Here is a 25,678-nt window from a genome sequence, read left to right as displayed (position 1 = left end):
CGGGGATTACCCGGAGGCGGGAAGGTACGGGAATGGGGGAGTCGCCGAAAGAGGCGACGGGAGTGCCGCCGCGGGCCCGGGCTCAGCCCAGGCCGCCCGTGTGCATGCGGCCTGCGTGGTACAGCAGCGGCGTGTGGCCGGCCTGGTGGCTGCACTGCTCGACCTCGCCGATGAAGATCACATGGTCGCCTTCTTCATGGCGATGGCGGTTGCGGCACTCGAAGACGGTGGTGGCTTCGGACAGCAGCGGCACTCCCTGGGCCGAACTGCGCCAGGCGGTGTTGGCGAAGCGGTCCACGCCCTTGCGCGCGAACAGCTCGGCCAGGGGCTTTTGCGAGGCCGACAGCACGTGGATGGCGTAGTGCGAGCAATGCTGGAACACGGGCAGCGAGGCTGCCGACAGCGCCATGCTCCACAGCACCAGCGGCGGCGTGAGCGAGACGGAGTTGAACGAGCTCACGGTGACGCCCACCGGATGGCCCTGCGGACTGCGTGCGGTGACGATGGTCACGCCCGTGGCGAACTGGCCCAGCGCGTCGCGGAACTCGCGCGACGAGAACGGGGACTGTGGAGGCAGGGCGGCCATGGCGGCGGGAGGCAGTGCGGAATTCACGGGTGCAAGAACCAGGCGGCAGCAAGGCCGCAGCAGGGCTGCAGCGTTTGGGACGGGCGCCCGGAGCCGGGCAGCAACCTTGCATTATGGGTGCGGATGCCGGCAGAAGCGGCCGATGGGGCCTCTGCCAGGGAGGTCTTTGCCCTGTGTGCGCGGCGCCGGCTCACAGCGCCATGCTCATCTGGGCGGGCGCGGCGTTCTCGTTCAGCCAGGCCTTCATGCGGGCCCGCGTGCAGCGCTGCAGCTGCATCAGCAGGGCATGCTCGGGCCAGGCCAGCGCGTGGCGCCGGCACAGGTCCTGCTGCATGCGCGCCAGCAGGGCGGCGGCCATCTCGGCATCGGCCAGCGCCCGGTGGGCACGCTCGGCCACGGGCAGGCCCAGGTGGGCGGTGAGCCGGCTCAGGCTGTGGCTGGGCGCCTCCGGGTAGATGCGGCGCGACAGCAGCACGGTGCAGGCAAAGGGCTGGGGCGCGGCCTCGCCGGCCAGGGCCAGTTCGGACTGCCAGAACTTGCTGTCGAAGGCCGCGTTGTGCGCCACCATGGGGGCGCTGCCCACGAAGCGGGCGGCATCGCGCATCACGTCCTCGGCGGGCGGCGCGGCTGCGACCATGGCATTGGTGATGCCGGTCAGCCGCGTGATGAAGGGCGGTATCCAGGCGCCGGTGCGCATCAGGCTCTGGAAGCGGTCCACGACCTGGCCGCCCTCGATCAGCACGATGGCGACCTCGGTGGCACGCGCGCCCTGGGCGGGCGCCATGCCCGTGGTTTCAAAGTCGATGACGGCAATCGGCTGCGGCATGGGGCGATTGTGCCCGGCAGTGCCCGACCGGCGTGCCGGGGCGGCTATTCCTCGGCCTGGCTGCCGTCGGCCGCGCCCAGGCGCTGCACGACCTGGTCGAGCAGGGCGTAGAGCTGCTCGATCTCTTCATGGCCCACCAGGCGCTCGATCTCGGCATAGGTCTCGGAGGAATGCGGCGCGATCTCGGCCACGATGGCGTGGCCGGCCGCCGTGAGCTCGAACTCGGCGCCGCGCATGTCGCTGGCGTGGCGCGAGCGCTCCACCAGCTGCCGGCCTTCCAGCGTCTTGAGCAGGCGCGAGAGGCTGGGCATGCTGATGTAGGTGGCCTGCGACAGCTCCATGGGCCGCAGCCTGTGCGTGACCGCCGCCATGGCGCGCAGCACGCGCCACTGCTGTTCGGTCAGGCCATGGGCGCGCAGCATGGGCCGAAAGCGCACCATGACCGATTCGCGGGCGCGCAGCAGCGCCATGGGCAGGGAGCGCGAGAAGGCGCGCAGCGGCTCGGGGGCAAAAGAGGGCGTGGTCTGGGGCATGTTCGGCAGCATCTGTCGGCTGGATTCTATGCAGCCGCCGCTCCCTCCCCGGAGCGGCGTTGCGGGCGCCTTGTCAGGCCGGGGCCTCAATAGGTCTGGCTTTTCGGCGCGGGGGCCGCTGCCTGCTTGAAGCGCGCAGCCAGCGCGCTGGTGGCCTGCACCAGCACGCTGGTGTCCAGGCCCACGGCCGTGAAGGTGCAGCCCAGCTCCAGGTACTTGCGTGCCAGGGCCTCGTTGGGCGTGAGGATGCCGGGCGCCTTGCCGGCGCGGCGTATGCGGGCGATGGCGTCGGCAATCGCCTCCTGCACCTCGGGGTGGCCGGGGTTGCCGATGTGGCCCATGGACGCCGACAGGTCGGCCGGGCCGATGAAGACGCCGTCCACGCCCTCGGTGGCGGCAATGGCGTCCAGGTGGGCCAGCGCCTGGCGCGTTTCCACCTGCACCAGCACGCAGACCTGGGCGTTGGCTTCATGGGCGTAGTTGGCACGCCGGCCCCAGGCCGAGGCGCGTGCGCCGCCCATGCCGCGGATGCCGCCCTGGCCGTCGGCCTGCGGATAGCGCGCGGCGCGCACGATGCGTGCGGCCTGCTCGGCCGTGTCCACCATGGGCACGAGCAGGGTCTGCACGCCGATGTCCAGGTACTGCTTGATCAGCATCTCGCCGACCTCGCCGTGTCCCATGGGCACGCGGGCAATGGCATGGCTGTCGGGATAGGCCGCGATGGCCTGCAGCTGCGCCAGCAGGGTGCGCGTGTCGTTGGGCGAATGCTCGCCATCGATCAGGAGCCAGTCGAAGCCGGCGCCCGCGCAGATTTCCGCCGAATAGGCGTCGGCCAGGCCCAGCCACAGGCCGATCTGGGGTTGGTCGGCCGCAATGGCGGCCTTGAAGCGGTTCACAGGTGTCTGCATGGTGTGATTGTCCGGGCCTCAGTGGCCCATGCACAGGTACTTGGTGCTCAGGTATTCCTCTATGCCGGCGGCGCCGCCCTCGCGGCCCATGCCCGACTGCTTGACGCCGCCAAACGGCGCCACGGCCGTGCTGATGATGCCGCTGTTGATGCCCACCATGCCGTACTCCAGCGCCTCGCCCACGCGCCACACGCGGCCCACGTCGCGGGCGTAGAAGTAGGCTGCCAGGCCGTACTCGGTGTCGTTGGCCATGCGGATGGCCTCTTCCTCGGTCTTGAAGCGGAACACGGGCGCCACGGGGCCGAAGACCTCTTCCCTGGCGATGCGCATGCGGTCCGTGGCGTTGGCCAGGATGGTGGGCTCGTAGAAGGTGCTGCCCAGCGCATGGCGCTTGCCGCCCAGCACGACCTCGGCGCCGTTCTTCACGGCGTCGGCCACCAGCTCCTCGACCTTGTCCACGGCAGCCTGGTCGATCAGCGGGCCCTGGCCCACGCCGGCCTCAAGCCCGTTGCCCACCTTGAGGGCCTGCACGGCGACCTTGAGCCTGGCCATGAAGGCGTCGTACACGCCGTCCTGCACCAGCAGGCGGTTGGCGCACACGCAGGTCTGGCCGGTGTTGCGGTACTTGGAGGCCATGGCGCCTTCGACGGCGGCATCCAGGTCCGCGTCGTCGAAGACGATGAAGGGCGCGTTGCCGCCCAGCTCCAGCGACATCTTCTTGAGCGTGGGCGCGCATTGCTCGGCCAGCACGCGGCCCACTTCGGTGGAGCCCGTGAAGGTCAGCTTGCGCACGGCCATGCTGGCCGTGAGCACGCCGCCGATGGCGCGCGAGGAGCCCGTGATCACGCTGAACACGCCTTCGGGAATGCCGGCGCGCTGGGCCAGCTCGGCCATGGCCAGGGCCGACAGCGGTGTCTGCTGCGCGGGCTTGACGATGATGGTGCAGCCCGCCGCCAGGGCGGGCGCGACCTTGCGCGTGATCATGGCGGCCGGGAAGTTCCAGGGCGTGATCGCGGCGCAGACCCCCACGGGCTCCTTGGTCACGATGATGCGCTTGTCGGCCCAGGGCGCGGGCACGGTGGAGCCGTAGATGCGGCGCGCTTCCTCGGCAAACCACTGCACGTAGGAGGCCGCATAGGCAATCTCGCCGCGCGACTCGGCCAGGGGCTTGCCCTGCTCGCTGGTCATGATCAGGGCCAGGTCTTCCTGGTTCTCCATCATCAGCTCGAACCAGCGATGCAGCAGGCGCGCGCGGGCCTCGGCGGTCTGCTGCTTCCAGAGGGCGAAGGCGCGCTCGGCGGCGGCGATGGCGCGCTGCGTCTCGGCCTCGCCCATGCGGGGCACATGGCCCACGGACTCGCCCGTGGCGGGGTTGTGGACGTCGATGCGGCTGCCATCGTCGGCGGCCAGCCATTGGCCGTCGATCAGGCAGAGGTTCTTGAGCAGGCTGGGGTCGCGCAGTGCAAGCGGCATGGGAAATCTCCAATAAGGGCGGGGCAGGCGTCGGGACGACGGCGCCTAGACAAAACGGAATTGCAGGCGGCCCAGCGGGCCGTAGTCGGCATCGAACAGGTCGCCGGCCCTGGCGGCCACGGGGCGCGTGAACGAGCCCGCCAGCACGGTCTGGCCGGCCTCCAGGGCCTCGCCCCAGGGCGAGAGCTTGTTGGCCAGCCAGGCCACGCCGATGGCGGGATGGCCCTGCACGCCGGCAGCCAGGCCGGTCTCCTCGACCACCCCGTTCTGGCGCAGTATGGCGCCGCACCAGGGCAGGTCAAGCACCCCGGGAACAGCCTGCCCGGCGCCGACCACGATGCCCGCATTGGCCGCGTTGTCGCTGATGGTGTCGTAGACCTTGCGCATGGCCTTGGTGTGGCGGTCGAACTGCTCGATGCGCGCGTCGATGATCTCGATGGCCGGCGTCACGTGGTCGGTGGCGTCCAGCACGTCCTGCAGCGTGATCTCCTTGCCGCCGGGCAGGCCCGGGCCGCGCAGCGGCGCCTTGAGCACGAAGGCCAGCTCCACCTCCACGCGCGGCGCGATGAAGTGGGCGGCCGGTATGTCCAGCACCTGGCCCGGCGTGCAGCGGTAGAGCATGCTGTCGAGCAGGGTGCCGTAGTCGGGCTCGTCGATCTGGCTCGATATCTGCATGGCGCGCGAGGTCAGGCCGATCTTGTGGCCGATCACCTTGCGGCCCGCCGCGATCTGCAGGCGCACCCATTCGCGCGAGACGCGGTAGCCATCCTCCACGGTCATGCCGGGAAAGCGCTTGGAGAAATGCTCGACCTGCACGCGCGTCTTCTCGCTGCGGTCGAGCTCCTGGGCCAGTTGGGTCAACAGTTCTTGGGAAAACATTTCAAGGCCTGGAAAAGAGGGGATGAAGGGTGCTGTGCTTGCCGTCATACACCTGGCCCGGGCTTTCATCGACCTGCACGGTCAGGCCCAGGTGGCGCTGCGCGAACAGCGGCTGCAGGTGGCGGCGCGCGCAGGCCAGCAGGGCGTCGCCTGCCTGCTGCTGCACGGCGGCCGAGCGGCCCCGGCCCATGCGCAGGTTGATGTAGATGAAGCCGTAGTCGCCATCGCCGCCCGCTGCGCGGCCCGCAGCCCCGCCATCGGCCACGGCGCTGTGCGGCGCGGGGTAGGCCAGCACGCGCGTGCCGCCCGTGGGAAAGACCTGGGCGCCGTCTTCGGCACGCACGGTGAGCATGGTGTCGGCCAGGGCGCGGCACAGCTGCGTCATGTCGGTATGCGCGTCCAGGCTGGCCGTGTAGAGGATGACCACGTGCGGCATTCAGGCCACCTCCATGGTGGCGGCCGTGCAGCTCACGGCGAAGATGGGAATGGGCTGGCAGTACAGCACCTGGCCCGCGCCGCGCGCGGCGGCGGCCACGGCGATGAAGCTGCGGATCTCGAAGCCGCCCTGGCCGCCGTCGCGGTAGGTCTCGGCGTCGGTGTACGACAGCAGCGCGTCCCGGTCGTTGCGGCACCAGCGGTCCATGAACTGCTGGTCCCACTCCCAGTTGACCTTGCCCGAGTCGGGCGTGGCCGGCCAGTGCGAGATGCCGCCCGTGCCCACGATGGCGATGCGCTCGGGCGCCTTGTCGCAGGCGCGGCGCAGGGCCTCGCCAAAGGCCCAGGCGCGGTGCAGCGGCGTCAGCGGCGGGCCCTGGCAGTTGATGTTGACGGGGATGATGTCCTTGTCATAGGCCGGCGTCAGAAAGTGCAGCGGCACCATGATGCCGTGGTCGAACTTCCACTCCTCGGCAAAGGCCACGTCCACGGTCTGCATGACCTCGGTGATCAGGCGCCGCGACAGCTCGGCATTGCCGGGGATGCGGTGGCGCTCTATGCCCAGCCAGGCCGGGTCCTCGATGGGCCCTTCGTAGTGGTCTGCCATGCCGATGGCATAGGCCGGCATGTTGTTCATGAAGAAGTTGGCGAAGTGCTCGGCCGCGATGACGATCACGGCATCGGGCCGCGCCGCCTCCAGCCGTGCGCCCATGTCGCGGAAGGCCGCATGGAAGGCATCCCTGGTGGCCGGATCGGCCAGGTGTGCGCGGCCCGTGATGCCGGGCGCGTGGCTGCAAACGCCTGCAAATACCAGACTCATCTCAAACTCCTGCGATCTTTTCGTTGGTGGCTGTCGTCATCGCGTAGACGCCCGCGCGCACCGGTCCGTGCTTTTGCACGCCGTCGCGCATGGCTTGCAGGTAGTCGGCCCAGGGCATGCCCAGCAGCGGCGCGAAGTGCATCAGCAGCTGGCCGTTGCAGCCCAGCACGTAGAGCTTGCCGATGTCGCCGTGGAACATGGCTTCGTACTCCTCGGGCTCCAGCGCGTACTCGGCCAGCAGCGCGGCGCGGTCCTCGGCAAAGCGCCGCTGCACCTCGGGCTCGCGGTTGAGCTGGAACAGGAATTTCTGCATGGTGTACAGGCTCATGGCGGCTCCCGGTGTCTGCCTCAACCCAGCGTGATGTTGGCGCGGCGGATGATGGCTTCGTACTTGGCGATTTCGCTGGTGACGAAGGCCGCGAACTGCTGCGCCGTGCCGGCCTGCGAGACGATGCCGCCGCGCGCGAAGGCGTCCACCACGGCGGGCTCGGCCAGGGCCTTGACCACGGCGGCGTTGATGCGCTGCACCAGCGCATCGGGCGTGGCGCCGGGGGCCAGCAGACCCTGCCAGGAGTTGGATTCCAGCGCCACGCCCTGCTCGGCCAGCGTGGGCACCTGGGGAGCGAACTGCGAGCGCTGGCGCGTGGCCATGCCCAGTGCCACCAGCTTGCCGCTTTGCACATGGCCACGGAACTCGGGCCAGTTGCCGAACATCACGTCCACCTGGCCGCCCAGCAGGTCGGCCAGCGCCGGGCCCTGGCCCTTGTAGGGGATGTGGACCATGTCGATGCCCATCTCCTGGCACAGCAGCGCGCCCGACAGATGGGCCGAGGTGCCGTTGCCGAACGAGGCATAGCTGAGCTCGCCGGGCCTGGCCTTGGCGCGGCTGCGCAGGTCGGCCAGCGTCTTCAGGCCGCTGCCCGGGTGGGTGGCCAGCACATGCTCGGACAGGCCCATCAGCGCCACGGGCTTGAGGTCGCGCGTGGTGTCGTAGGGCAGGTTCTTCACCAGCGTCTTGTTGGCCGTGAAGCTGTTGGCCACGCACACCAGGGTGTAGCCGTCGGCCGGCTGCTTGGACACATAGTCCACGCCGATCACCGTGCCCGCGCCGGGCTTGTTCTCCACGATCACAGGCTGGCCCAGGGACTTGCCCAGCTCGGTGCCCACCAGGCGCGCCACCAGGTCGGTGGTGCCGCCCGGCGTGAAGGGCACGATGATGCGCAGCGGCTTTGCGGGCCAGGTGCCGGCCGGGCTACCGGGCTGGGCCTGGGAAAGGCCCGGGAGCATCAGCGCTGCGGCCGTGGTGGCTGCGGTGGATTGCAGGAAATGGCGGCGTTGCATGTCTTGTCTCCTCGGTTCTCTTTGTCGTTGTCGCTGGTCGCCCGTTCAGACGCCCCAGTGCGGAATATGGTGCGAGCCCAGCGAGACGGCCACGTTCTTGGGCTCGCAAAAGACTTCATAGCTCCAGCTGCCGCCCTCGCGGCCCGTGCCCGAGGCCTTGGTGCCGCCGAAGGGCTGGCGCAGGTCACGCACGTTCTGGCTGTTGACGAAGCACATGCCGGCCTCGATGGCGGCGGCCACGCGGTGGGCGCGGCCCACGCTCTCGGTCCAGACGTAGCTGGACAGGCCGTACTGGATGTCGTTGGCCAGGCGCACGGCCTCGGCCTCGTCGCTGAAGGGAATGATGCAGGCCACGGGGCCGAAGATCTCGTCCTGGGCGATCTGCATGCGGTTGTCCACGTCGGCAAACACCGTGGGCAGGACGTAGTTGCCCTTGCGCACGCGCTCGGGCAGCACGGGCGCATCGAGCCCGCCGCACAGCATGCTGGCGCCTTCCTTCTGGCCCAGTTCGATGTAGTGGCGCACCTTGGCCAGGTGGCTGGCGCTGATCATGGGGCCGACGATGGTGGATTCGTCCAGAGGGTCGCCCACGGTGATCTTCCTGGCGCGCTCCACGAAGCGGTCCACGAACTTCGCATAGATGCCCTTTTGCACCAGGATGCGGCTGCCGGCCGTGCAGCGCTCGCCGTTGTTGGAGAAGATCATGAACACGGCCGCATCCAGCGCGCGCTCGAAGTCGGCGTCGTCAAAGATCACGAAGGGGCTCTTGCCGCCCAGCTCCATGCTGAATTTCTTGAGGCCGGCGGCCTGCACGATGCGGTTGCCGGTCTGGGTCGAGCCCGTGAACGAGACGGCGCGCACATCGCGGTGGCGCACCAGGGGCTCGCCCGCGTCCTTGCCGTAGCCGTGCACCAGGTTGAGCACGCCGGGCGGAATGCCGGCCTCCAGCGCCAGCTCGCCCAGGCGCGCGGCCGTCATGGGCGACAGCTCGCTCATCTTGAGCACGGCCGTGTTGCCGAAGGCCAGGCAGGGCGCCACCTTCCAGGTGGCCGTCATGAAGGGCACGTTCCAGGGCGAGATCAGCGCGCACACGCCCACGGGGTGGAACAGGGTGTAGTTCAGGTGCGTGGGCGTGGGATAGGTGTGGCCGTCCACGCGCGTGCACATCTCGGCAAAGTAGTAGAAGTTGTCGGCCGCGCGCGGCACCAGCTGCTTGCCCGTCTGGGCGATGACCTGGCCGCAGTCGTTGGTCTCGGTCTGCGCGATCTCGGGCACATGGCGGGCGATCAGGTCGCCCAGCTTGCGCACGAGCTTGGCGCGTTCGGTGGCGGGCGTGTTGGCCCATTTCGGGAAGGCGTTCTTCGCGGCGGCGACGGCGGCCTGTACCTCGGCCTCGCCGCCAGCGGCGACCTCGGCCAGCACCTCCTGGGTGGCGGGGTTGACGGTCTCGAAGTAGTCCTTGCCGGCGACGGCCTTGCCGTCGATCAGGTGGTCAATGCGCATGGGGATTCCTTGGCGTGTGCGATGGGTTTCAGGAGGCGGCCGGCGCGTCGCCGACGATGGTGTTGACCAGGCGGCCCAGGCCTTCGATCTCGGTGACGATCTCGTCGCCCACGCGGGAGTCGGCCACGCCGTCGGGCGTGCCGGTGAGGATGAGATCGCCGGGGTTCAGCGTCATGAAGCCCGACAGGTGGGCGATCAGCGAGGGGATGTCATGCACCATGTCGCGCGTGCTGCCGTCCTGCTTGAGCTCGCCGTTGACCCAGCTGCGCAGGCGCAGGTTCATGGGGTCGGGCACATCGGCCGCATCGACGAACCACGGGCCCACGGGCGTGGCGCCGTCGCGGTTCTTCACGCGCAGGTTGGGCCGGTAGAAGTTCTCCAGGTAGTCGCGTATGGCGTAGTCGTTGGCCGTGCAGTAGCCGCCGACCACGCCGTAGGCGTCTTCGCGGCGCACGTTGCGGCAGGTCTTGCCGATGACCACGCCCAGCTCGCACTCGAAGTGCATGTAGGCCACGTCGGCGGGCCGGTACGTGTGGCCGTGGTGGCCGTTCAGCGTGTTCGGGCCCTTGAGGAAGACCAGCGGTTCCTCGGGCGCCTTGTTGAAGGCGATTTCCTTGGCATGGTCCGCATAGTTCAGGCCCAGCGCGAAGACGGTGCCGAACTGCAGCGGCGGCAGCCACTGCACGGCGGTCTCTGCCACCAGGCGGCCATCGGGCAGCTGCACCTGTCCGTGCGGGCCTTCGGTGACCTGCAGGGTCTGGCCTTCGAAGATGACGCGTCCGTGCTTCATGCTGCTGCTCCCTGTTCTGCCACCACCGAATGTGTGAGCCGGCCCAGGCCGGGCACCTCGATGACCACGCGGTCCCCGGGCCGCGCCAGCGGCGCGCCCTCGCCCGGGCCCAGCAGCAGCACGTCGCCGGGCGACAGCGTCATGAATTCGGTCACGTCGGCCAGCAGCCTTGCGGGCGAGCGCACCAGGTCGGCAAAGCCGCGCTGCCAGACCTGTTCACCATTGATGGACACCGTGAGCGTGGCCGCCTGTGCGTCAAAGCCTGTGCCGCGAACGAGGGCGCCCAGCGGGCAGAAACCGTCGCGGCAGCGCTGGCGGATGGCGGGGCGGTAGTAGTTCTCGTGCGGCAGCGTGAGGTCGCTGGCGATCAGCCAGCCGGCCACATGGTCCAGGGCCGACTCCTCGCTGACGCGCGTGGCGCTGCGGCCGATCACCAGGCCGATGCTGGCATCGACGCGGACCTCGCCGGGATCGGCCGGCACGGCCACCGCAGCGCCATCGCGCGCCCAGGTGTTGCGCGGCTTGAGATAGAGCACGGGGGCGCGCGGAGCGGCCTTGTAGGGCGCGCTGTCGAACTGCGGCGACAGGCGCTGCACGGTGGCCTGCTGGTTGAGCAGCGTGCCGTAGACCGTGCCCAGCGCAAGGCCGTCATCCAGGAGAAAGGGCTGAGTCTGCATGGTGTGAATTTAGTTAACGTGGTAATTATTGTTTTTGCAACAAGCCCCGTCAACACGGTGGATTCAGGGTTTTCCCAGGCCGCAGCAAAAAGCCCCTGCTCGGCGAACCGTGCAGGGGCTTGAAGGGGGTACCGGGTGCGGCCGGTGCGGCGGATGCAGAAGGCGCGCGGGCGTCAGCCGCGGCGGCGGCGCAGTGCGGCGATGCCGCCCAGGGCCAGCGCCAGCAGCGCCTGGGCCAGTGTGGACAGGCCGGGCACGGGGGTGGCCGTGGCGCCGGGCGGCAGGGCCGCAGGCGCGGCCACCGCCACGGGGTCCACGATGACGCCGTTGACGGCCAGGTCGCTGTCTCCCGTCTGCCCGTCGGTGATGTCGAAGCTCACCGAGCGGCGGTCGGGTGCGAAGCGGTAGGCCGAGGCGCTCAGCTCATACCAGTGCGCCGTGGGCGTGGCGGCCGTGGGGCCGTACTTCCAGAGCGTGGCCTGGGCGGGTGCGGCTTCAGGCAGGTCCATACGGATGGTGGCCATGGAGCCCGGCGTGCCGCCCATGAGCACGAAGCTCAGGCTGCCGTAGGGCAGACGCAGGTTGCCCGGCAGCGGGCTTTGCGAGGGCGCGGGCTGAAAGCCTGCCGAGTTCGAGGCGAACTGCCATTGGTCTGCACCCACATTGCCCGTGCCGTTGCTCACGCCCGCCGTGTTGCTGCCCGTGCCGATCTGCGTGCCGATGGGCACAGGCTTGCTCAGGGCCAGCACAGCCGGCGCGCTGGCCGTGCCCGAGGCCGGCAGGTTGACCGCATGCACGCGGTAGCTCACGGCAGGGTCCAGGCCGGTGAAGGACAGCGTGGCAGCGGTATTGGCTGCGGTGCTGACCGTGTTGCTGGCAGGGGCCGGCAGGCCGGCGGCATCCAGGCCGGCCATGACCTGTTCCCAGCTGGGGACGGGAGCATTGGCAGGCAGGGCCACGGCGCGCAGGCTGCCGGCCACGCTGGGCGTGGCCTGGACCACGGCCGATGTCTGGTCCACGGCCTGGGCGGACAGGGCCACGGTGGACAGGGCGGGCACCGCCAGGCTGTCCAGGCGCGCCTTTTTCCAGGCGGCATAGGGCAGGTCCTTGGCCACGGTGCCATCGCCGTAGAAATCGGCATCGCCGCAGTCGCTGATGATGTCCACGCTGCCGCCTGCGTCCAGGCTGGCCGGCATGGCGCCTATGCCTTCGGCCGAGCAGGCGGTATTGGGCACGGTGATGGCGGCCAGGTCGGCAGCGCGCGGGCGAAGGTTCAGGGCCAGGCCTGCGCCGTTCACGCGGCCATCCCAGGAATAGAGCTGGAAGTTGCGCGGCGCGCTACCCGTGGCGCTGGCCGAGGGGCCGGCAATGATCAGGTACTCGCCGGCCGCGTTCTTGCGGATTTCGCGGATGCCGCGGCCGCCCAGGTCCAGGCGAATCGGCTGGCCCATGGTCGCGCTGCCCTTGCTGCCGCCATCGGCCGCAGGCAGGGCCGCGAAGTTGGTCACGGGCACGATCAGCGCATGCGTGCGGCCCGTGGCTTGGTTGGCCGTGACGGCGGGCGCGCCCGGTGCCGGCACCAGCGGCGCGCGAAAGCCCAGCCATGCGGCGCCGTCGTCGGGGCTGGTGGACATGCCTTCGATGGAAAAGCCGCTCATCGTCTCGGCCTCGGGCGCCTTGGTGGCGCCGCCGTCCGAGCTGGCCACCAGGCCCAGGTAGTTGGCGGCAAGGCCGTCATGCGCGGCCGCGTCCCAACTGCGCAGGTCCTCGCGCAGCCAGCGGTAGTAGCCACTGGCGGTCAGCGCCGTGGAGGCGCCGGAGCCGGTCACATCCATCGCCGCCAGGCGCCAGCGGTCGGTGCGCGACTTGCCGCTCTTGTTGTTGGAGTGCGAGCCCGCCACGTACACGCGGCTGCCCAGGGCAAAGCTGGCCTCGATGTCCATTTCCTCGTCGCTCTTGCAGCTGTCCAGGCCCGTGAGGCCGGCGCCGGTGCAGGCGGCGGCATCGGCCAGGCCCAGGGCGGTCCTGTCCAGCATCAGCGGCTTGATGGGCAGCCCGCCGGCCGGGCCATAGGCCGAGAAGGAGTTGCCGGCCGGCAGTGCATTGCCCGAGGCATCCTGGGCGGGCGCCTCGTCGTCGCCCACCAGCATGGTGGCGGCATCGATGACGATGGCCGTCGATGCGTCCGAGCGCCCGGCCAGCCAGCGCGGGCTGGTGTTGGCTGCGGTGTTGGCCGAGGCCGCGTACTTGATGGTGCGGCTGACGGAGGCGCCGCCCGCGTTGGTCAGCGTGACGGTGATGTCGGCATAGCCCACGCCGGTGGGCGTGATCTTGAGCACGGCGTTGCCACCGCTTTGCGTCGCCACCAGGCCGTTGGCGGCGACCACGGCGAGATTGCTGGACGTGGCGCTGACCGTGGCGGCCGGATCGCTGACGGTGAAGGATAGGCCCGTGCCCGCGAGGACATCGCTGGCATCGCCGACCACGCCCGAATAGGCGGTCAGCGCGGGCAGGGAAGTCGTCGGGGGCGGGCTGGTGGTGACGGGCGCCGAAATGCCGGCCGCCCCGCCGCCCAGGCTGTTCACCGCGCGCACGCGCACCTGGTGGCTGCCGGCCGCCAGTCCGTTCACGGTCTGGCTGGTGCCGAATACCGCCAGGCTGTGCGACACGGTGGCGAAGCCGTCGCTGGACAGTTCGACCAGGTAGTAGGACGCGCCGCTCACGCTGGCCCACTGCGCCTGCACGCTGTTGCCCGAGGCGCTGGCATTGACGCTGGCAGGGGCTGCGGGCACGGCAGCCGGCGGGGACACTTCGGGTGCCCAGGCCAGGCCGTACAGCACGCCGTCGATGCCCGACGCCAGCGGCTGCGGCGTGCCAGCCAGCGTGCCGGTGCGGCCCGAGGCATCGAACAGGCGATACAACTGCCCGTCGGAGCCGGTGGCCAGCAGCATGACCGCGCCCTGGCCCAGATGCACGGCTGCCAGGCCATGGGCGCCTGCCAGCGGCGCCGAGCTCCGGGCCACCCAGGTGCCCGCTTCCAGCGTGTACTTGCGCACCGTGCCGGTGCCATCGTTGTTGGCGGCCACGTAGAGCGTGTCTGCGCCCGGCGTGCCATCGAGATCGAGGAAGGCCAGGCCGCGCAGGTTGTTGCCCGCCAGGCCCGGCAGCGCGCTGACTGCGGGCGTGCCTGTGGTGGGCAGCCCGGTTCCGATCCTGTTGAGCGTGTCGCCGCCGGCAAAGGCCGCGTAGAGCTGGCCATCGGCCATGGTGATGCCCTGGGTGTTCTTGTTGCTCAGCTGGGTGGCGCTGGTGGCATCTTTCTGGATGAACCAGATGCCGCGGTTGGCGTTGGGGCTGCCGCTGCCGCTGGCCCAGGCGCGGCTGCAGTCGTCGCTGACCACGCTGCGAAAGGCATCGCCGACCAGGGCCGTACCGCCCAGCCGCGTGCCATTGCCCACCACACCGTCGGCATCGACAAAGGCCACGCCGCGTGCCGCCGCCGTCTTGGGATCGGCGCCGCCCGGTGCCACCGCATAGCCGGGGACCGTCAGGCACAGGCCGTTGGCCGAGCGGTTGAGCAGGCCTTCCGAGCCCGTGCTGCTGGCCGTCAGCGGCGTTGCTCCGCCTGACAGCGGCAGCGATTGCACCAGGGTGCCGTCCACGCGGTACTCGTCCAGGTACACAGGCAGGGCGCCCGTGCCGGTGCCCACGCGGTAGGCCACCAGGTTGCCCGGGGTGAAGGGCGCGGACCATGCAGCCCCACACAGGGCCAGGCAGGCCGTTGCAATTGCCTTGTGCCGCCAATCCAAAGTATCCATGCGCATGCTCACCATCCCCTGTGTGACAAATCGCGCGACTGTAAAAGGCGGCTGTGACAGCCCGGTGACGGCAGGCCATGCACGATGGTGGCAAGCTGCCATGCAAAAAAAGACGGCTCCCGCGGGGGAGCCGTCTTTGGTTCATTGCGCCGTGAAGCCTGCGCTTTGCTTTTTCTGGTTATGGGCGCCGCATGTCCACGGTGCAGCGGATCAGCGGATCAGCAGCACAGGCACCTGGCTGCCGGCCAGCACCTGGGTGCTGACCGAGCCCATGACCAGGCGGCCCAGCGCGCCATGGCCATGCGTGCCCATGACCAGCAGGTCGAACTTGCCTTCCTCGGCGGCCTTGATGATGGAGTCGGCGACCGGGCCCACCTTGCTCAGGCGCGTGGCCTGCACGCCGTGTTCGGCCAGGTAGCTGCACACGGGGTCCAGCACCTTGGTCGATTCCTCGGCGTAGTACTCGTCCACCACCTCCTTGCCCAGTGCGGCGCGCGCGCGGGCCGGCAGCTGGGGCTGGACGGTGATGGCGCTGTAGCTGTGGGCGGAGCCCAGGATCTCGGGGTGCGAGGTCAGGTAGGCCAGCATCTTCTGGGTGTAGGGGCTGCCATCGACTGCGAGCAGGATGTTCATGAAAGTCCTCCTTTGGTATGGCCCAAGACTAAGCCCAAGCCGGGATGGAGTGCTTGATCCAGGTCAAGCGCGGACCGGCGCATCTGCCACCTCTGCCGCCCCTGCGGTCACGTGCACCGGCAACTCGATGGTAGAGCGCGGGAAAAAGCCCTCCTGCTCGCCCTTGCGTGCATAGCCCAGCGGGTTGGCCACCACGCGGCAGCGCCAGGCGCTGCCATCGTCGCGCAGGCCCTCGGCCACATAGTCGCTGGGCGAATGCAGGTGGCCGTGCAGCCACAGATCGGCAAAGGGCAGCAGGTCGTCGAGCACATTGCAAAAGCCGGCCGTGCCGGGCACCAGGCCATAGCGCGGATCGGCGCTGCGCAGGCTGGGCGCGAAGTGCGTGACGGCCACCGTGGGGCCGTCGAAAGGCCGGGCCAGCGCCTGGCGCAGCCATTGCTGGCAGACCAGCGACTGCTCGCGCATGGGCTCGGCCAGGAAGGGCTCGCCGCCGCGCGTGCCGCCGGTCTTGTGCAGGTAGAAGTTGGCGGCGCGGAAGGCCTTCTCGCGCAGCTTGAGCAGCCGGGTCAGGTCGCTCACGCCTTCGTGCATGGACATGGCGTCGTAGTCGCTCCACAGCGTGGTGCCCACGAAGCGCACGCCGCCCAGCACGGCGGTCTCGCGCTCCAGCCAGACCATGCCCATGCGCTCGCAGGCGTCACGCAGGCGGGCATGGGCGGCGTCGAAGTCCTGCATGTCGTACTCATGGTTGCCCGGCACGAAGATCACGGGGCAGGGCCAGCCCGCGTACTGGGGCAGGGGAGAGAAGCGCTCCAGCCCGAAGTGCTCGCCTTGCAGCAGGCTGCCGCTTTGGTAGGAGCCTATGTCGCCGGCCAGCACCAGCACGTCGGCATCGGGTGCGGGCTCGGCGATGAAATGCGGATGGGCCTCGAGGTGCAGGTCGGACAGCAGCTGGATCTTCATGCGGCCAAGTGTAGAACCTGCGCTGGCGCGCGCCCCCGCAACACGCTCTCAGGTGTGCGGGAAGGTGGCTTCGGCCGAGCGCGTGAGCGTGCGCAGCAGCCATTCATAGGCCTGCGGGTGCTGGCCGCGCCGGCGCCACAGCGCATCCACATGCACGGGCTGCACGTCGAAGGGCAGCTCGCGCAGCACCAGCTTGTCGGCCATGCCGGTCACGGGCACGAAGTGGCGCGGCAGGATGGTCAGCAGGTTGGAGTTCATGACCACGCGCCCGGCCGTGAAGAACTGGTTGACGGTGAGCACCACCTGGCGCGTGCGGCCCAGCGAGGCCAGGGCCTCGTCGATGAAGCCGAAGGAGCGGCCCGAGAAGCTCACCAGCATGTGGCGCGCCGCGCAGTAGTTGTCCAGCGTCAGCGGCACATCGGCCAGGGGATGGCCCTGGCGCATCACGCACAGGTACTCGCCTTCGTACAGGCGCCGGCTGTCGAAGGCCACCAGGGCGCCCGACTGCGCGCGCGCCGTCAGGTCGGCCAGCGCGGCGGGGAAGTAGCCCACGGCCATGTCGGCCTCGCCGGCCTCCAGCAGGCCGCGCGGGTCGCGCGTGGTCAGCGGCAGCACGCGGATGCCCACGCCGGGCGCCTCGCGCTCCAGCAGGCTGAACATGGGCGGGATCAGCGTGGCGGCCGTGGCGTCGGCCATGGCCAGCACAAAGGTGGCGGTGGCGGTGGAAGGGTGGAATTCGCCCGGCGTCAGCGTGTCCTGCAGTTGCTGCAGCGCCTCGCGGATCACGGGCCACAGCGCCAGCGCGCGCGGCGTGGGCTCCACGCCCTGGCCCTGGCGCACCAGGAGCTCGTCGCCCAGCGCCTCGCGCAGGCGGCGCAGCGCATTGCTCACGGCCGGCTGGGTGATGGCCAGCTTGTGGGCCGCCCGCGTCAGGCTGCGCTCTGCCATCACCTCGTCGAAGACGCGCAGCAGGTTCAGATCCAGTGTGCGGAAGTTCAGGGCAGACATGGCGGCGGACGCTGAGTCATCACTGGCGTGAATGCTACAGATTCAAGATATAAATTTGAAGAGCTCTAGGGTAAACCCTATAGTTACACCTAGTCGCCCGCCACGCCGTCAAAAGCGGCTATTTAACTGGGTTTATCTGCCATGAGCAACTTCATTTACAACTCCTACTGTGTCGAGCACCCTGGTGTGGTGCATGTCTATCAAGCCGCCGATGACCGCAAGAGCGCTGCCAAGCGTTTTTCCGGCAAGCGTGGCGCCAGCGCCCTGCTGCTCGCTGCCCTGGTGGCTGCGCTGATGGTGGTGGTCAACGAGGTCGCCCACAACTGGACCGACGGCCACATGCTGGGCGCCTGGGTGGTGCTGTGGGTTGCCGCATTCATGGGCCTGGCCCTGTTCTCCGCTCCCGCCCGCCGCGCTGCCATGACGGCCCGCGCCGGCTACCGCGCCTGGACCGAGAGCCGTCAGCAGGCCGCTGCCGACGAGCGCATCTGGAATGCCGCCCTGCAGGACGCCCGCCTGATGGCCGACCTGGCCCGCGCCATGGATCGTCAAGGCAACTGATCTCTGCCTGGGGCGCCTTGCGGCGCTCCTCCAAAAAAAGCCGCTGCCCACAAGGCGCGGCTTTTTTGTTGTCTGGGGGCGTCGTTGAAACGCCACAAAAAAAGCCTCGCAGTGCGAGGCTTTTTCTATGGGTCGAGAGCTACTCAAGGATTCATTGTTCTGTGCATCTTCCACAGTCCATGAAACTGGCGCTGCCCAAAGCAAGGGGCACCGAGGAAGGGCCGCCCCGCACCGAGGGTGCCGTCCCCCCCGCGAAGCGAGAGGGGGAAGCGGCGTAGCCGCTCAGGGGGAGCTTTATGTCCCCAGGCGCTTTTCCAGTTCAGCCTTGGTCACCAGCAGCTCCTGGGGCAGCTTGTGGGCCAGCTTGTCGAAGTGCTCGGTGTGCAGCTGCATTTCCTCGGCCCAGGCGGCCTTGTCGATGCTGGTCACGCTGGCGAACTGGTCGGCGGAGAAGTCCAGGCCGGTCCAGTTGATCTCGGCGTACTGGGGCGCAATGCCGAAGGCGGTCTGCTCGCCCTGTGCCTGGCCTTCGAGGCGGTCGATCATCCACTTCAGCACGCGCATGTTCTCGCCGTAGCCGGGCCAGACGAACTTGCCGTCGGCGTTCTTGCGGAACCAGTTGGTGGTGAAGATCTTGGGCAGGACGGCGCCCTGGCCTTCGATCTTGGCGCCCAGCGTGAGCCAGTGCTGGAAGTAGTCGCTCATGTTGTAGCCGGCAAACGGCAGCATGGCGAAGGGGTCGCGGCGCACCACGCCCTGGGCGCCGAAGGCGGCGGCCGTGGTTTCCGAACCCATGGTGGCGGCCATGTAGACGCCTTCGGTCCAGTTGCGGGCCTCGGTCACCAGCGGCACGGTGGTGGAGCGGCGGCCACCGAAGATGATGGCGTCGATCTTCACGCCCTTGGGATCGTCCCAGGCTTCGTCCAGCGCGGGGTTGTTGGTCGCGGCCACGGTGAAGCGGGCGTTGGGGTGGGCGGCCTTGGCGCCGGTTTCGCGGGCGATCTGGGGCGTCCAGTCCTTGCCTTGCCAGTCGATCAGGTGATCGGGCTGCTTGCCGGTGTCCTTGTCCATGCCTTCCCACCACACGTCGTTGTCATCGGTCAGCGCGACGTTCGTGAAGATCACGTTCTTGTCGAGGCTGGCCATGCAGTTGGGGTTGGTGTGGTAGTTCGTGCCCGGGGCCACGCCGAAGTAGCCGGCTTCGGGGTTGATGGCGCGCAGCGAGCCGTCGGCCTGGGGCTTGATCCAGGCGATGTCGTCGCCGATGGTGGTGACCTTCCAGCCTTCGAAGACCTTGGGCGGCACCAGCATGGAGAAGTTGGTCTTGCCGCAGGCGCTGGGGAAGGCCGCAGCCACGTGGTACTTCTTGCCCTGGGGGTTGGTCACGCCCAGGATGAGCATGTGCTCGGCCAGCCAGCCCTGGTCGCGGCCCATGGTGGAGGCGATGCGCAGCGCAAAGCACTTCTTGCCCAGCAGGGCGTTGCCGCCGTAGCCCGAGCCATAGCTCCAGATTTCGCGCGTCTCGGGGTAGTGGACGATGTACTTGGTCTTGTTGCAGGGCCAGCTGGTCTGGTCCTTCTCGCCTTCGGCCAGGGGCGCGCCCACGGTGTGCACGCAGGGAACGAACTCGCCTTCCACGCCGATCACGTCATACACGGCACGGCCCATGCGGGTCATGATCTTCATGTTGACGGCCACATAGGCGCTGTCGGACAGCTCCACGCCCACGTGGGCGATGGGCGAGCCCAGCGGGCCCATGGAGAAGGGCACCACATACATGGTGCGGCCGGCCATGCAGCCGTCGAACAGCGGCTGCAGCGTGGCGCGCATCTCGTTCGGGGCCATCCAGTTGTTGGTCGGGCCCGCATCTTCCTTGTTGGCCGAGCAGATGTAGGTGCGGTCCTCGACGCGCGCCACGTCGGACGGGTCGGACCAGGCCAGGTAGCTGCCGGGGCGCTTGACGGGATCGAGCTTCTTGAAGGTGCCGGCATCGACGAGCTGCTGGCACAGCTGCTCGTACTCTTCCTGGGAGCCGTCGCACCAGTGGATCCGGGCGGGCTTGCACAGTGCGGCCATCTCGGCCACCCAGGCGATCAGTCGGCTGTTCTTGACGTAGGCAGGGGCCTGGATGTTCAGGCCTTGCATGACGGGTGCGTTCATCGCGGAGCTTCCTTCAATTGAAAAAACCAGTTTTTCAAAGGGGACGCGCCTGTTGCCGCACCAACTTTGAGAAACGGGCTCTTGTTCAGTCGGCGCGCGAAGGAAGCTCTTCTCGGGGCGGCGAGGCGGCGCTGGCGGAAGCTGGCGGCGCACCGGCTGGGGATTCGATTCTAGGGAGCGGTCACGAATTTGTCAGCAAACGAATGGCAAAAACTATGCATTCTGTGCATTGAAATATGCAAGATTATCTGTCTGTTTGCCTATGCAATAGGCAAACAAAAAGCCCCGCAAAGCGGGGCTAGGTGCAGGGGGCGAAGGGGTCGTATCAGGCCATGTTGACGGCGATGAAGGCCAGCAGAAACATCATCACGGCGCCCGCCAGGGGCAGGATGACGGGCATGTAGGGGACGATGGCCTCGGTGGCGTCTTCGGGGGGCGACTGCTCGCCGTGGTTCGCTGCGGGATCATGCGACATGCAAAAGCTCCTGGCTGCCAATGGGGATGCCCCATTCTAGGCAGGCCTGCCCGCCCGCGCCTTCGGGGAAAGCCATGACACAAGGGGCCAGGGGCCTGCTAGGGCTCTAGACGGCGTTGACCTGCATGCCTTCGGCCTGCAGGGCAGCGATGACCTCTTCGATGTGGGCCTTGTTGCGGGTCTGCAGCACCAGCTCGATTTCCACGCTCTGCGCGGCCAGCATGGTGAAGGCGCGCTGGTGGTGGACTTCCTCGATATTGGCCCCCGCCGCCGCCACCGTGGCCGTGATGCGCGCCAGCACGCCGGGCACGTCGCGCGCGCTGACCTTGATGCGCGCCAGCCGCCCGGAGCGCACCATGCCGCGCCCGATGATGGCCGCCAGCAGCAGCGGGTCGATGTTGCCGCCCGACAGGATCAGCCCCACCTTCTTGCCCGCGAAGTGCTGCGGATGGCGCAGCAGCGCGGCCAGGCCCGCGGCGCCCGCACCCTCGACCAGGGTCTTCTCGATCTCCAGCAGCATGAGCACGGCCTGCTCGATGTCGCCTTCATCGACCAGCAGCATGTCGTCCACCAGGCGCGATACGACTTCCTGCGTGATCGCGCCGGGCTGGGTGACGGCAATGCCCTCGGCGATGGTCGAGGTGCCCATGGGCAGCCCGGCCTGGCGCACGGCATTGAACATGGACGGAAAGCGCTGGGTCTGCACGCCGATGATTTCGATGTCCGGGTTCAGCCCCTTGGCCGCCGTGGCCACACCCGCGATCAGGCCGCCGCCGCCGATGGCCACGATGAGCTGGTCCAGGTCGGGCTGCTCGGCCAGCATCTCCAGCGCCAGCGTGCCCTGGCCCGCCGCGATCTGCTCGTCGTCATAGGGGTGGACGAAGCACAGGCCCTGCTGCTCGGCCAGCGTGTAGGCGTGCTGGCGCGCCTCGGCCAGGGAGTCGCCGTGCAGCACGATCTCGGCGCCGAAGCCGCGCGTGCGCTCCACCTTCACGCCCGGCGTGAAGCGCGGCATGACGATGACGGCACGCACGCCCAGGCGCTGCGCGTGGTAGGCCACGCCCTGGGCATGGTTGCCGGCGCTCATGGCGACCACGCCGCGTGCGCGCTCCTCGGGCGAGAGCTGGGCCAGCTTGTTGAGGGCGCCGCGTTCCTTGAACGAGGCTGTGAACTGCAGGTTCTCGAACTTGAGATAGACCTGCGCTCCCGTGATCTGGGACAGCGTGCGCGATTCCACGCAGGGCGTTTCGAGCACGGCGCCGCGCAGGCGGTCGGCGGCGTTCTGGATGTCTTGGAGGCTGAGCATCACGCATTGTGGCGCACGGCGGCCCGGGCGCGCGGCAGGGCACGCCATGGATTCCCCGCAGAAAGCGCCGCACCGGCGCGATCCATAAAATGAGAATCATTCTTGTCTTTGGGGCGCACACCGCTCCGGCTGGCCATGGCTCTTTCCTCTGTCCAAACACCTGCACGCCCTCCGCGCTGGCTGGGGCGGGGCACGCTGCGTGCCTGCGACTTCAGCGGTCCCGACTACCGCATCCTCGATGCCGAGGTCACGGCCGAGGACGCGCTGCTGGCCGGGCACCTGCAGTCCTGGCAGGTCCAGCCCGGCCTGTGGCTGCATGGCGTGGAGGCGCGCGACCTGCGCACCATGAGCACGCGTTCGCCTGCCGTGCCGGGGCTGCATCTGGTCGTGCTGCTGGAGGGCTGCGTGGACGTGGCCTTTGGCAGCCAGGGCCTGCAGATGCAGGTGGCGCCCGCCAGCCCGGCCGGTGCCCATGCGCAGGCCTGCGGCGCCGTCATCCATTCGCGGCCCGGCGACATGTTCATGCGGCATTGGCGGCGCGGCAAGTTCGAGCGCAAGCTCAGCATCACCGTTCAGCCGCAATGGTTTGCCGCCCAGGCCCTGCCTATGGTCGCGCCACCGCTGCTGCGGCACTGGATGGAGCAGCAGTTGCTGGCCATACAGCCCTGGCAGCCATCGCCGCGCGCCGTGGCGGTGGCCGAGCAGATCATCCAGCTGGCGCGTGAAGGCTCTGCCCCCCTGCTGCTGGCCAGCCGCGCGCTGGAGCTGGTGCACGAGGCCGTGCAGGCGCTGGACGCGCCCGAGCCCGACCCGGCGCAGACCGTGCCGGGCGTGCTGGGCGTGCGCGAACACCGGCGCATGGCGCGCCTCAAGGCCTTGCTGGACAGCGGCGGCGACGGCTGCCGCCCGCTGGCCGAAATCGCGCGCGAGGTCGGCCTGAGCGCCAGCGCCCTGCAGCGCCAGTTCCGCCTGGCCTACGGATCGAGCATCGACGAGTACCGGCGCGAGCAGCGGCTGGAACGCGCCTGGGCCGCGCTGGAGCAGACGGGCTGCAGCGTCTCCGAGGTCGCGCATGCGGCCGGCTATTCCAGCGCCGCCAATTTCTCCACGGCCTTCAAGCGCCGCTTCGGCATCTCTCCCAAGCTGGTGCGCGCCAGGCTCTGAGGGCCAAGGCCGCTGTATGGGCTATGGGCCTATGGGTTTATGGGCGCGCTGCGCAAACGTCGGCGGGGCTGGCGCAAACCCCGCAGGCGCCGGGCGATGCTGCAATCACCGAACGAAAGGACATCCGTCAATGACACAGCTGCAGGCACGCACTTCGGTGCGCATGGACAGGGCCGAGGAGGCCATCGCCGCCATCGTCGGGCACATGCAGGAGCACGACATCACCGTGCGCCGCGAAGGCGCGCGCTGGGTGGCCGACTACGAAGGCGGCCGGGGCCAGCTGTGGCTGGAGGACCGGCAGGTCCATGCCGAGGTGGCGGCACCCGGCGTGGAGCTGCTGCAGGACATGAAGCTCATGCTGGCCCACCTGCTGCTGGAGGCCACGGGCGCCGCCGACGGCTCCCTGGCCTGGGAGGGTGACGGCGCCGCGCTGCAGCGCCCGCCGGCCTTCCGCGAGCTGCGGGTGCTGGCCGTGCGCGATCTCACGCCGCACATGCGCCGCGTGCGCTTTGCCTGTGACGACATGGCGCGCTATGCGCAGGACACCAACATCCACGTCAAGCTGCTGTTTCCGCAGCCGGGCGTGATCGAGCCCGAATGGCCCACGCTGTCGGCCAGCGGCCTGCTGCGCCTGCCCGAGGGTGACATGCGCCTGGACATGCGCACGTACACCATGCGCGCGATGGGAATGGCCCAAGACGGCGCCGACGGATGGATCGACGTGGACTTCGTGCTGCACGAGGACGCCGGCCCCGGGTCCGCCTGGGCCGCGCGCGCCCAGCCGGGCCAGCGCATCGGCATGACCGGCCCCGGCGGGCGCACGGCCACGCCGGCCGACTGGATGCTGCTGGCCGGCGACGACACCGGCCTGCCGGCCATGCTGCGCATTGCGGCCGCCCTGCCGGCGCACACGCGCGGCCATGTGTTTGCCGAGGTCCAGGGCCCGCAGGACGAGCAGCCCGTGCAGGCGCCCGCAGGCCTGCAATGGCATTGGCTGCACCGGGGCGCTGCCGAGGCCGGCACCACCACGCTGCTGATCGACGCGCTGCGCGCCGTGCGCTGGCCGGATGCGTTGGCCGGTCATCCCTCCAGCCGCTTCGTCTGGGCCGCTGGCGAGTTCGACACCGCCCAGGCCGTGCGCCAGTGGGCGCGCGAGGAGCGCGGGCTGGAAAAGCACGAGCAGCTGGTCGTGGCCTATTGGCGGCGCGGCATGAGCGAGTCGGATTTCAAGGCAGCGAAGTAGGTCGCGAAGCAGGCCACGCAGGAGGCCGGCACCTCAGGTGGCGCTGCGCTCCTGACGCAGCAGGAATTTCTGCAGCTTGCCTGTGGGCGTGCGCGGCAGGCTGGCCGCAAAGACGAATTCACGCGGGATCTTGTAGCGTGCCAGCCTGTCGGCCAGGAATTGCTGCAGCGCCTCGGTATCGGGCGCGGTCTCGCCGCGCAGCACCACATGGGCGATGACGGTCTCGCCCCATTCGGGGTGGGGCCGGCCCACGACGGCGACGTCGGCGACCTGGGGATGGGCCGAGATCGCGTCCTCCACCTCCTTGGAATAAACGTTCTCGCCCCCTGTGATGACCATGTCCTTGGTCCGGTCCACGATGAAGAGATAGCCCGCGTCGTCCAGACGCGCAAGATCGCCCGTGCGGTACCAGCCGCCCGGTGCGAAGGCGGCAGCCGTGGCCGGGGCGTCGTGCAGATAGCCGTCCATCACGCTGCCGGTGCGCAGCCAGATCTCGCCGGTGTCGCCCGGGCCGGCATCCTCGCCGTCGTCGCGCACCACGCGCATGTCCACGCCGGGCAGGGCCACGCGGCCGATGGAGCCGGCCCGCTCCACCTGCTCCTCGGGGTAGAGCGTGGTGCCCGTGGGGCCGGTCTCGGTCATGCCGTAGACCTGGTAGAAGCGGTCGCTGCGGTAGGCCGTGGCCAGCTTGTGTGCCATCTCGGCGCCGATGGGGCCGCCGCCGTAGACCCAGGCGCGCACGCTGCTCAGGTCGTAGCGGGCAAAGTCGGGCAGCATCTGCAGCGGCGCAAAGTAGGAGACGGGGGCGCCGAAGTACAGCGTCACGCCCTCGTCCTGCACGGCCTGCAGGAAATGCTGGGGGTGGTACTCGCGCAGCAGCACCACGGTGCCGCCCATGTACAGCGTGCCGCCAAACCAGTTGTTGAGCGGCGAGGAGTGCCAGATGGGCATGGCCATCAGCGTGCGTTCCTCGCGCGTGATGGACAGGCCCAGCGCCGCTGTGATCGCCGCCAGCGTGACGGCGCGGTGGCTCAGCAGGCAGCCCTTGGGCCGGCCCGTGGTGCCCGAGGTGTAGAGCACCTGGGCGATGTCGCCATCGGCGGGCCGCGTGCCTTCCATGGGCCTGGCGGCCGCCACCAGCGTGTCCCAGTCCTGGACACCCGGGACGGCCTCTTGCGCCTCGGTCACAAGGCGGGCGCAGGGGTGTGGCGCGGCGGCGACCACGGGCGCGAGTGCGGCGTCAAACACCAGGGCCTTGCACTGCGCGTGGTCGAGGATGTACTGCAGCTCGGGCGCCTGCAGCTTGTGGTTGACGGGCACCAGCGCGGCGCCCAGGCGCCAGGCGCCGAACAGGGCTTCGACAAAGCCCGGCGTGTTCAGGCACATCAGGGCCACGGTATCGCCCCGGCCCACGCCCTGGGCCTGGAGCACGGCGGCCGCGCGTTGCGAGCGCCGCTGCATGTCGGCATAGCTGATGGAGGCGCCGCGGTCGCGCAGAAAGGCCTTGGCGGGCGTCTTGCGCACGGCGCTGTCGAAGGCGTCGAGCAGGTTCATGTCTTGTCTCCTTGTGCTTTGT

The 25,678-nt window shown here is 69.2% G+C and carries 23 protein-coding genes and 1 pseudogene; 3 read left to right on the top strand and 21 right to left on the bottom strand.

The window, feature by feature from the left end:
• Positions 1–82 precede the first annotated feature (82 nt).
• The 17 genes and pseudogenes from A4F85_RS23390 to A4F85_RS23310 form a co-directional block, all read right to left on the bottom strand.
• Entirely contained in the window at positions 83–586 is a 504-nt protein-coding gene (locus tag A4F85_RS23390; RefSeq protein WP_012202035.1) for a flavin reductase family protein, read from the bottom strand.
• A 190-nt stretch (positions 587–776) separates the two neighbouring features.
• Positions 777–1,412 (bottom strand): 3'-5' exonuclease, encoded by a 636-nt coding sequence (locus A4F85_RS23385; protein WP_063327830.1) that lies wholly within the window; start codon positions 1,410–1,412, stop codon positions 777–779.
• Positions 1,413–1,456: 44 nt separating this feature from the next.
• Complete coding sequence (gene hpaR, locus A4F85_RS23380) at positions 1,457–1,945, bottom strand: homoprotocatechuate degradation operon regulator HpaR (RefSeq protein WP_013800005.1); 489 nt, start codon at positions 1,943–1,945, stop codon at positions 1,457–1,459.
• 86 nt (positions 1,946–2,031) lie between these two features.
• Positions 2,032–2,853: an aldolase/citrate lyase family protein gene (locus A4F85_RS23375; RefSeq protein ID WP_012202038.1), complete on the bottom strand. Its 822-nt coding sequence runs from the start codon at positions 2,851–2,853 to the stop codon at positions 2,032–2,034.
• An 18-nt stretch (positions 2,854–2,871) separates the two neighbouring features.
• Positions 2,872–4,326, bottom strand: coding sequence for an NAD-dependent succinate-semialdehyde dehydrogenase (locus A4F85_RS23370; RefSeq protein WP_063327829.1), 1,455 nt, complete (start codon positions 4,324–4,326; stop codon positions 2,872–2,874).
• 45 nt (positions 4,327–4,371) lie between these two features.
• Complete coding sequence (hpaH, locus tag A4F85_RS23365; RefSeq protein WP_043823361.1) at positions 4,372–5,205, bottom strand: 2-oxo-hept-4-ene-1,7-dioate hydratase; 834 nt, start codon at positions 5,203–5,205, stop codon at positions 4,372–4,374.
• 1 nt (position 5,206) lies between these two features.
• Positions 5,207–5,641, bottom strand: a complete 435-nt coding sequence (locus A4F85_RS23360) for a 5-carboxymethyl-2-hydroxymuconate Delta-isomerase (protein WP_012202041.1) — start codon at positions 5,639–5,641, stop codon at positions 5,207–5,209.
• On the bottom strand, positions 5,642–6,460 hold the full coding sequence (locus tag A4F85_RS23355; protein ID WP_012202042.1) for an extradiol ring-cleavage dioxygenase: 819 nt from the start codon (positions 6,458–6,460) through the stop codon (positions 5,642–5,644).
• A 1-nt stretch (position 6,461) separates the two neighbouring features.
• The gene (locus A4F85_RS23350) at positions 6,462–6,788 is read right to left on the bottom strand and encodes an aromatic ring-opening dioxygenase subunit LigA (protein WP_012202043.1); all 327 of its coding nucleotides are present in this window, start codon (positions 6,786–6,788) and stop codon (positions 6,462–6,464) included.
• Positions 6,789–6,808: 20 nt separating this feature from the next.
• Positions 6,809–7,804 (bottom strand): annotated as a pseudogene (locus tag A4F85_RS23345) (tripartite tricarboxylate transporter substrate binding protein); the annotation flags it as partial.
• 42 nt (positions 7,805–7,846) lie between these two features.
• The gene (gene hpaE, locus A4F85_RS23340; RefSeq protein ID WP_017405675.1) at positions 7,847–9,304 is read right to left on the bottom strand and encodes a 5-carboxymethyl-2-hydroxymuconate semialdehyde dehydrogenase; all 1,458 of its coding nucleotides are present in this window, start codon (positions 9,302–9,304) and stop codon (positions 7,847–7,849) included.
• Positions 9,305–9,332: 28 nt separating this feature from the next.
• On the bottom strand, positions 9,333–10,094 hold the full coding sequence (locus tag A4F85_RS23335) for a fumarylacetoacetate hydrolase family protein (RefSeq protein ID WP_063327828.1): 762 nt from the start codon (positions 10,092–10,094) through the stop codon (positions 9,333–9,335).
• The gene (locus A4F85_RS23330; protein ID WP_063327827.1) at positions 10,091–10,771 is read right to left on the bottom strand and encodes a fumarylacetoacetate hydrolase family protein; all 681 of its coding nucleotides are present in this window, start codon (positions 10,769–10,771) and stop codon (positions 10,091–10,093) included. The genes A4F85_RS23335 and A4F85_RS23330 overlap by 4 nt, the downstream gene beginning before the upstream one ends.
• Before the next feature lie 173 nt (positions 10,772–10,944).
• Positions 10,945–14,589, bottom strand: coding sequence for a choice-of-anchor U domain-containing protein (locus A4F85_RS23325; RefSeq protein ID WP_231890600.1), 3,645 nt, complete (start codon positions 14,587–14,589; stop codon positions 10,945–10,947).
• Between the two features lie 210 nt (positions 14,590–14,799).
• Complete coding sequence (locus A4F85_RS23320; RefSeq protein ID WP_012202049.1) at positions 14,800–15,222, bottom strand: universal stress protein; 423 nt, start codon at positions 15,220–15,222, stop codon at positions 14,800–14,802.
• 63 nt (positions 15,223–15,285) lie between these two features.
• Entirely contained in the window at positions 15,286–16,185 is a 900-nt protein-coding gene (locus A4F85_RS23315) for a metallophosphoesterase (protein WP_063327826.1), read from the bottom strand.
• A gap of 48 nt (positions 16,186–16,233) precedes the next feature.
• Positions 16,234–17,193 carry a LysR family transcriptional regulator gene (locus A4F85_RS23310; protein ID WP_013800015.1) on the bottom strand — a complete coding sequence of 320 codons (960 nt, stop codon included), beginning with the start codon at positions 17,191–17,193 and terminating at the stop codon, positions 16,234–16,236.
• Between the two features lie 141 nt (positions 17,194–17,334).
• On the opposite strand from A4F85_RS23310, the gene A4F85_RS23305 reads away from it, so the two are divergent.
• Positions 17,335–17,754: a hypothetical protein gene (locus A4F85_RS23305; protein WP_012202052.1), complete on the top strand. Its 420-nt coding sequence runs from the start codon at positions 17,335–17,337 to the stop codon at positions 17,752–17,754.
• A gap of 294 nt (positions 17,755–18,048) precedes the next feature.
• Here the strand turns inward: A4F85_RS23305 and A4F85_RS23300 are convergent, their stop codons facing one another.
• From A4F85_RS23300 to A4F85_RS23295, 3 genes are all read right to left on the bottom strand, one after another.
• Positions 18,049–19,914 (bottom strand): phosphoenolpyruvate carboxykinase (GTP), encoded by a 1,866-nt coding sequence (locus tag A4F85_RS23300; RefSeq protein ID WP_063327825.1) that lies wholly within the window; start codon positions 19,912–19,914, stop codon positions 18,049–18,051.
• Between the two features lie 325 nt (positions 19,915–20,239).
• Positions 20,240–20,389, bottom strand: a complete 150-nt coding sequence (locus A4F85_RS30930; protein ID WP_013800017.1) for a hypothetical protein — start codon at positions 20,387–20,389, stop codon at positions 20,240–20,242.
• Positions 20,390–20,495: 106 nt separating this feature from the next.
• Complete coding sequence (locus A4F85_RS23295; protein WP_034397582.1) at positions 20,496–21,695, bottom strand: threonine ammonia-lyase; 1,200 nt, start codon at positions 21,693–21,695, stop codon at positions 20,496–20,498.
• A 135-nt stretch (positions 21,696–21,830) separates the two neighbouring features.
• Between A4F85_RS23295 and A4F85_RS23290 the strand changes: the two genes are divergently transcribed.
• Positions 21,831–22,859, top strand: a complete 1,029-nt coding sequence (locus tag A4F85_RS23290; RefSeq protein WP_063327824.1) for a helix-turn-helix transcriptional regulator — start codon at positions 21,831–21,833, stop codon at positions 22,857–22,859.
• A gap of 130 nt (positions 22,860–22,989) precedes the next feature.
• Positions 22,990–24,102, top strand: a complete 1,113-nt coding sequence (locus A4F85_RS23285; protein ID WP_063327823.1) for a siderophore-interacting protein — start codon at positions 22,990–22,992, stop codon at positions 24,100–24,102.
• A gap of 33 nt (positions 24,103–24,135) precedes the next feature.
• Here the strand turns inward: A4F85_RS23285 and A4F85_RS23280 are convergent, their stop codons facing one another.
• Positions 24,136–25,656 carry a class I adenylate-forming enzyme family protein gene (locus tag A4F85_RS23280; protein ID WP_063327822.1) on the bottom strand — a complete coding sequence of 507 codons (1,521 nt, stop codon included), beginning with the start codon at positions 25,654–25,656 and terminating at the stop codon, positions 24,136–24,138.
• Between the last annotated feature and the right edge of the window lie 22 nt (positions 25,657–25,678).

It is taken from the genome of Delftia sp. GW456-R20 (genome assembly GCF_001622915.1).
In the GTDB taxonomy this organism is placed as follows: domain Bacteria; phylum Pseudomonadota; class Gammaproteobacteria; order Burkholderiales; family Burkholderiaceae_C; genus Comamonas; species Comamonas acidovorans.
Note: the sequence above shows the minus strand (reverse complement) of the source record. Positions and strands in the feature narration are given on the sequence as shown.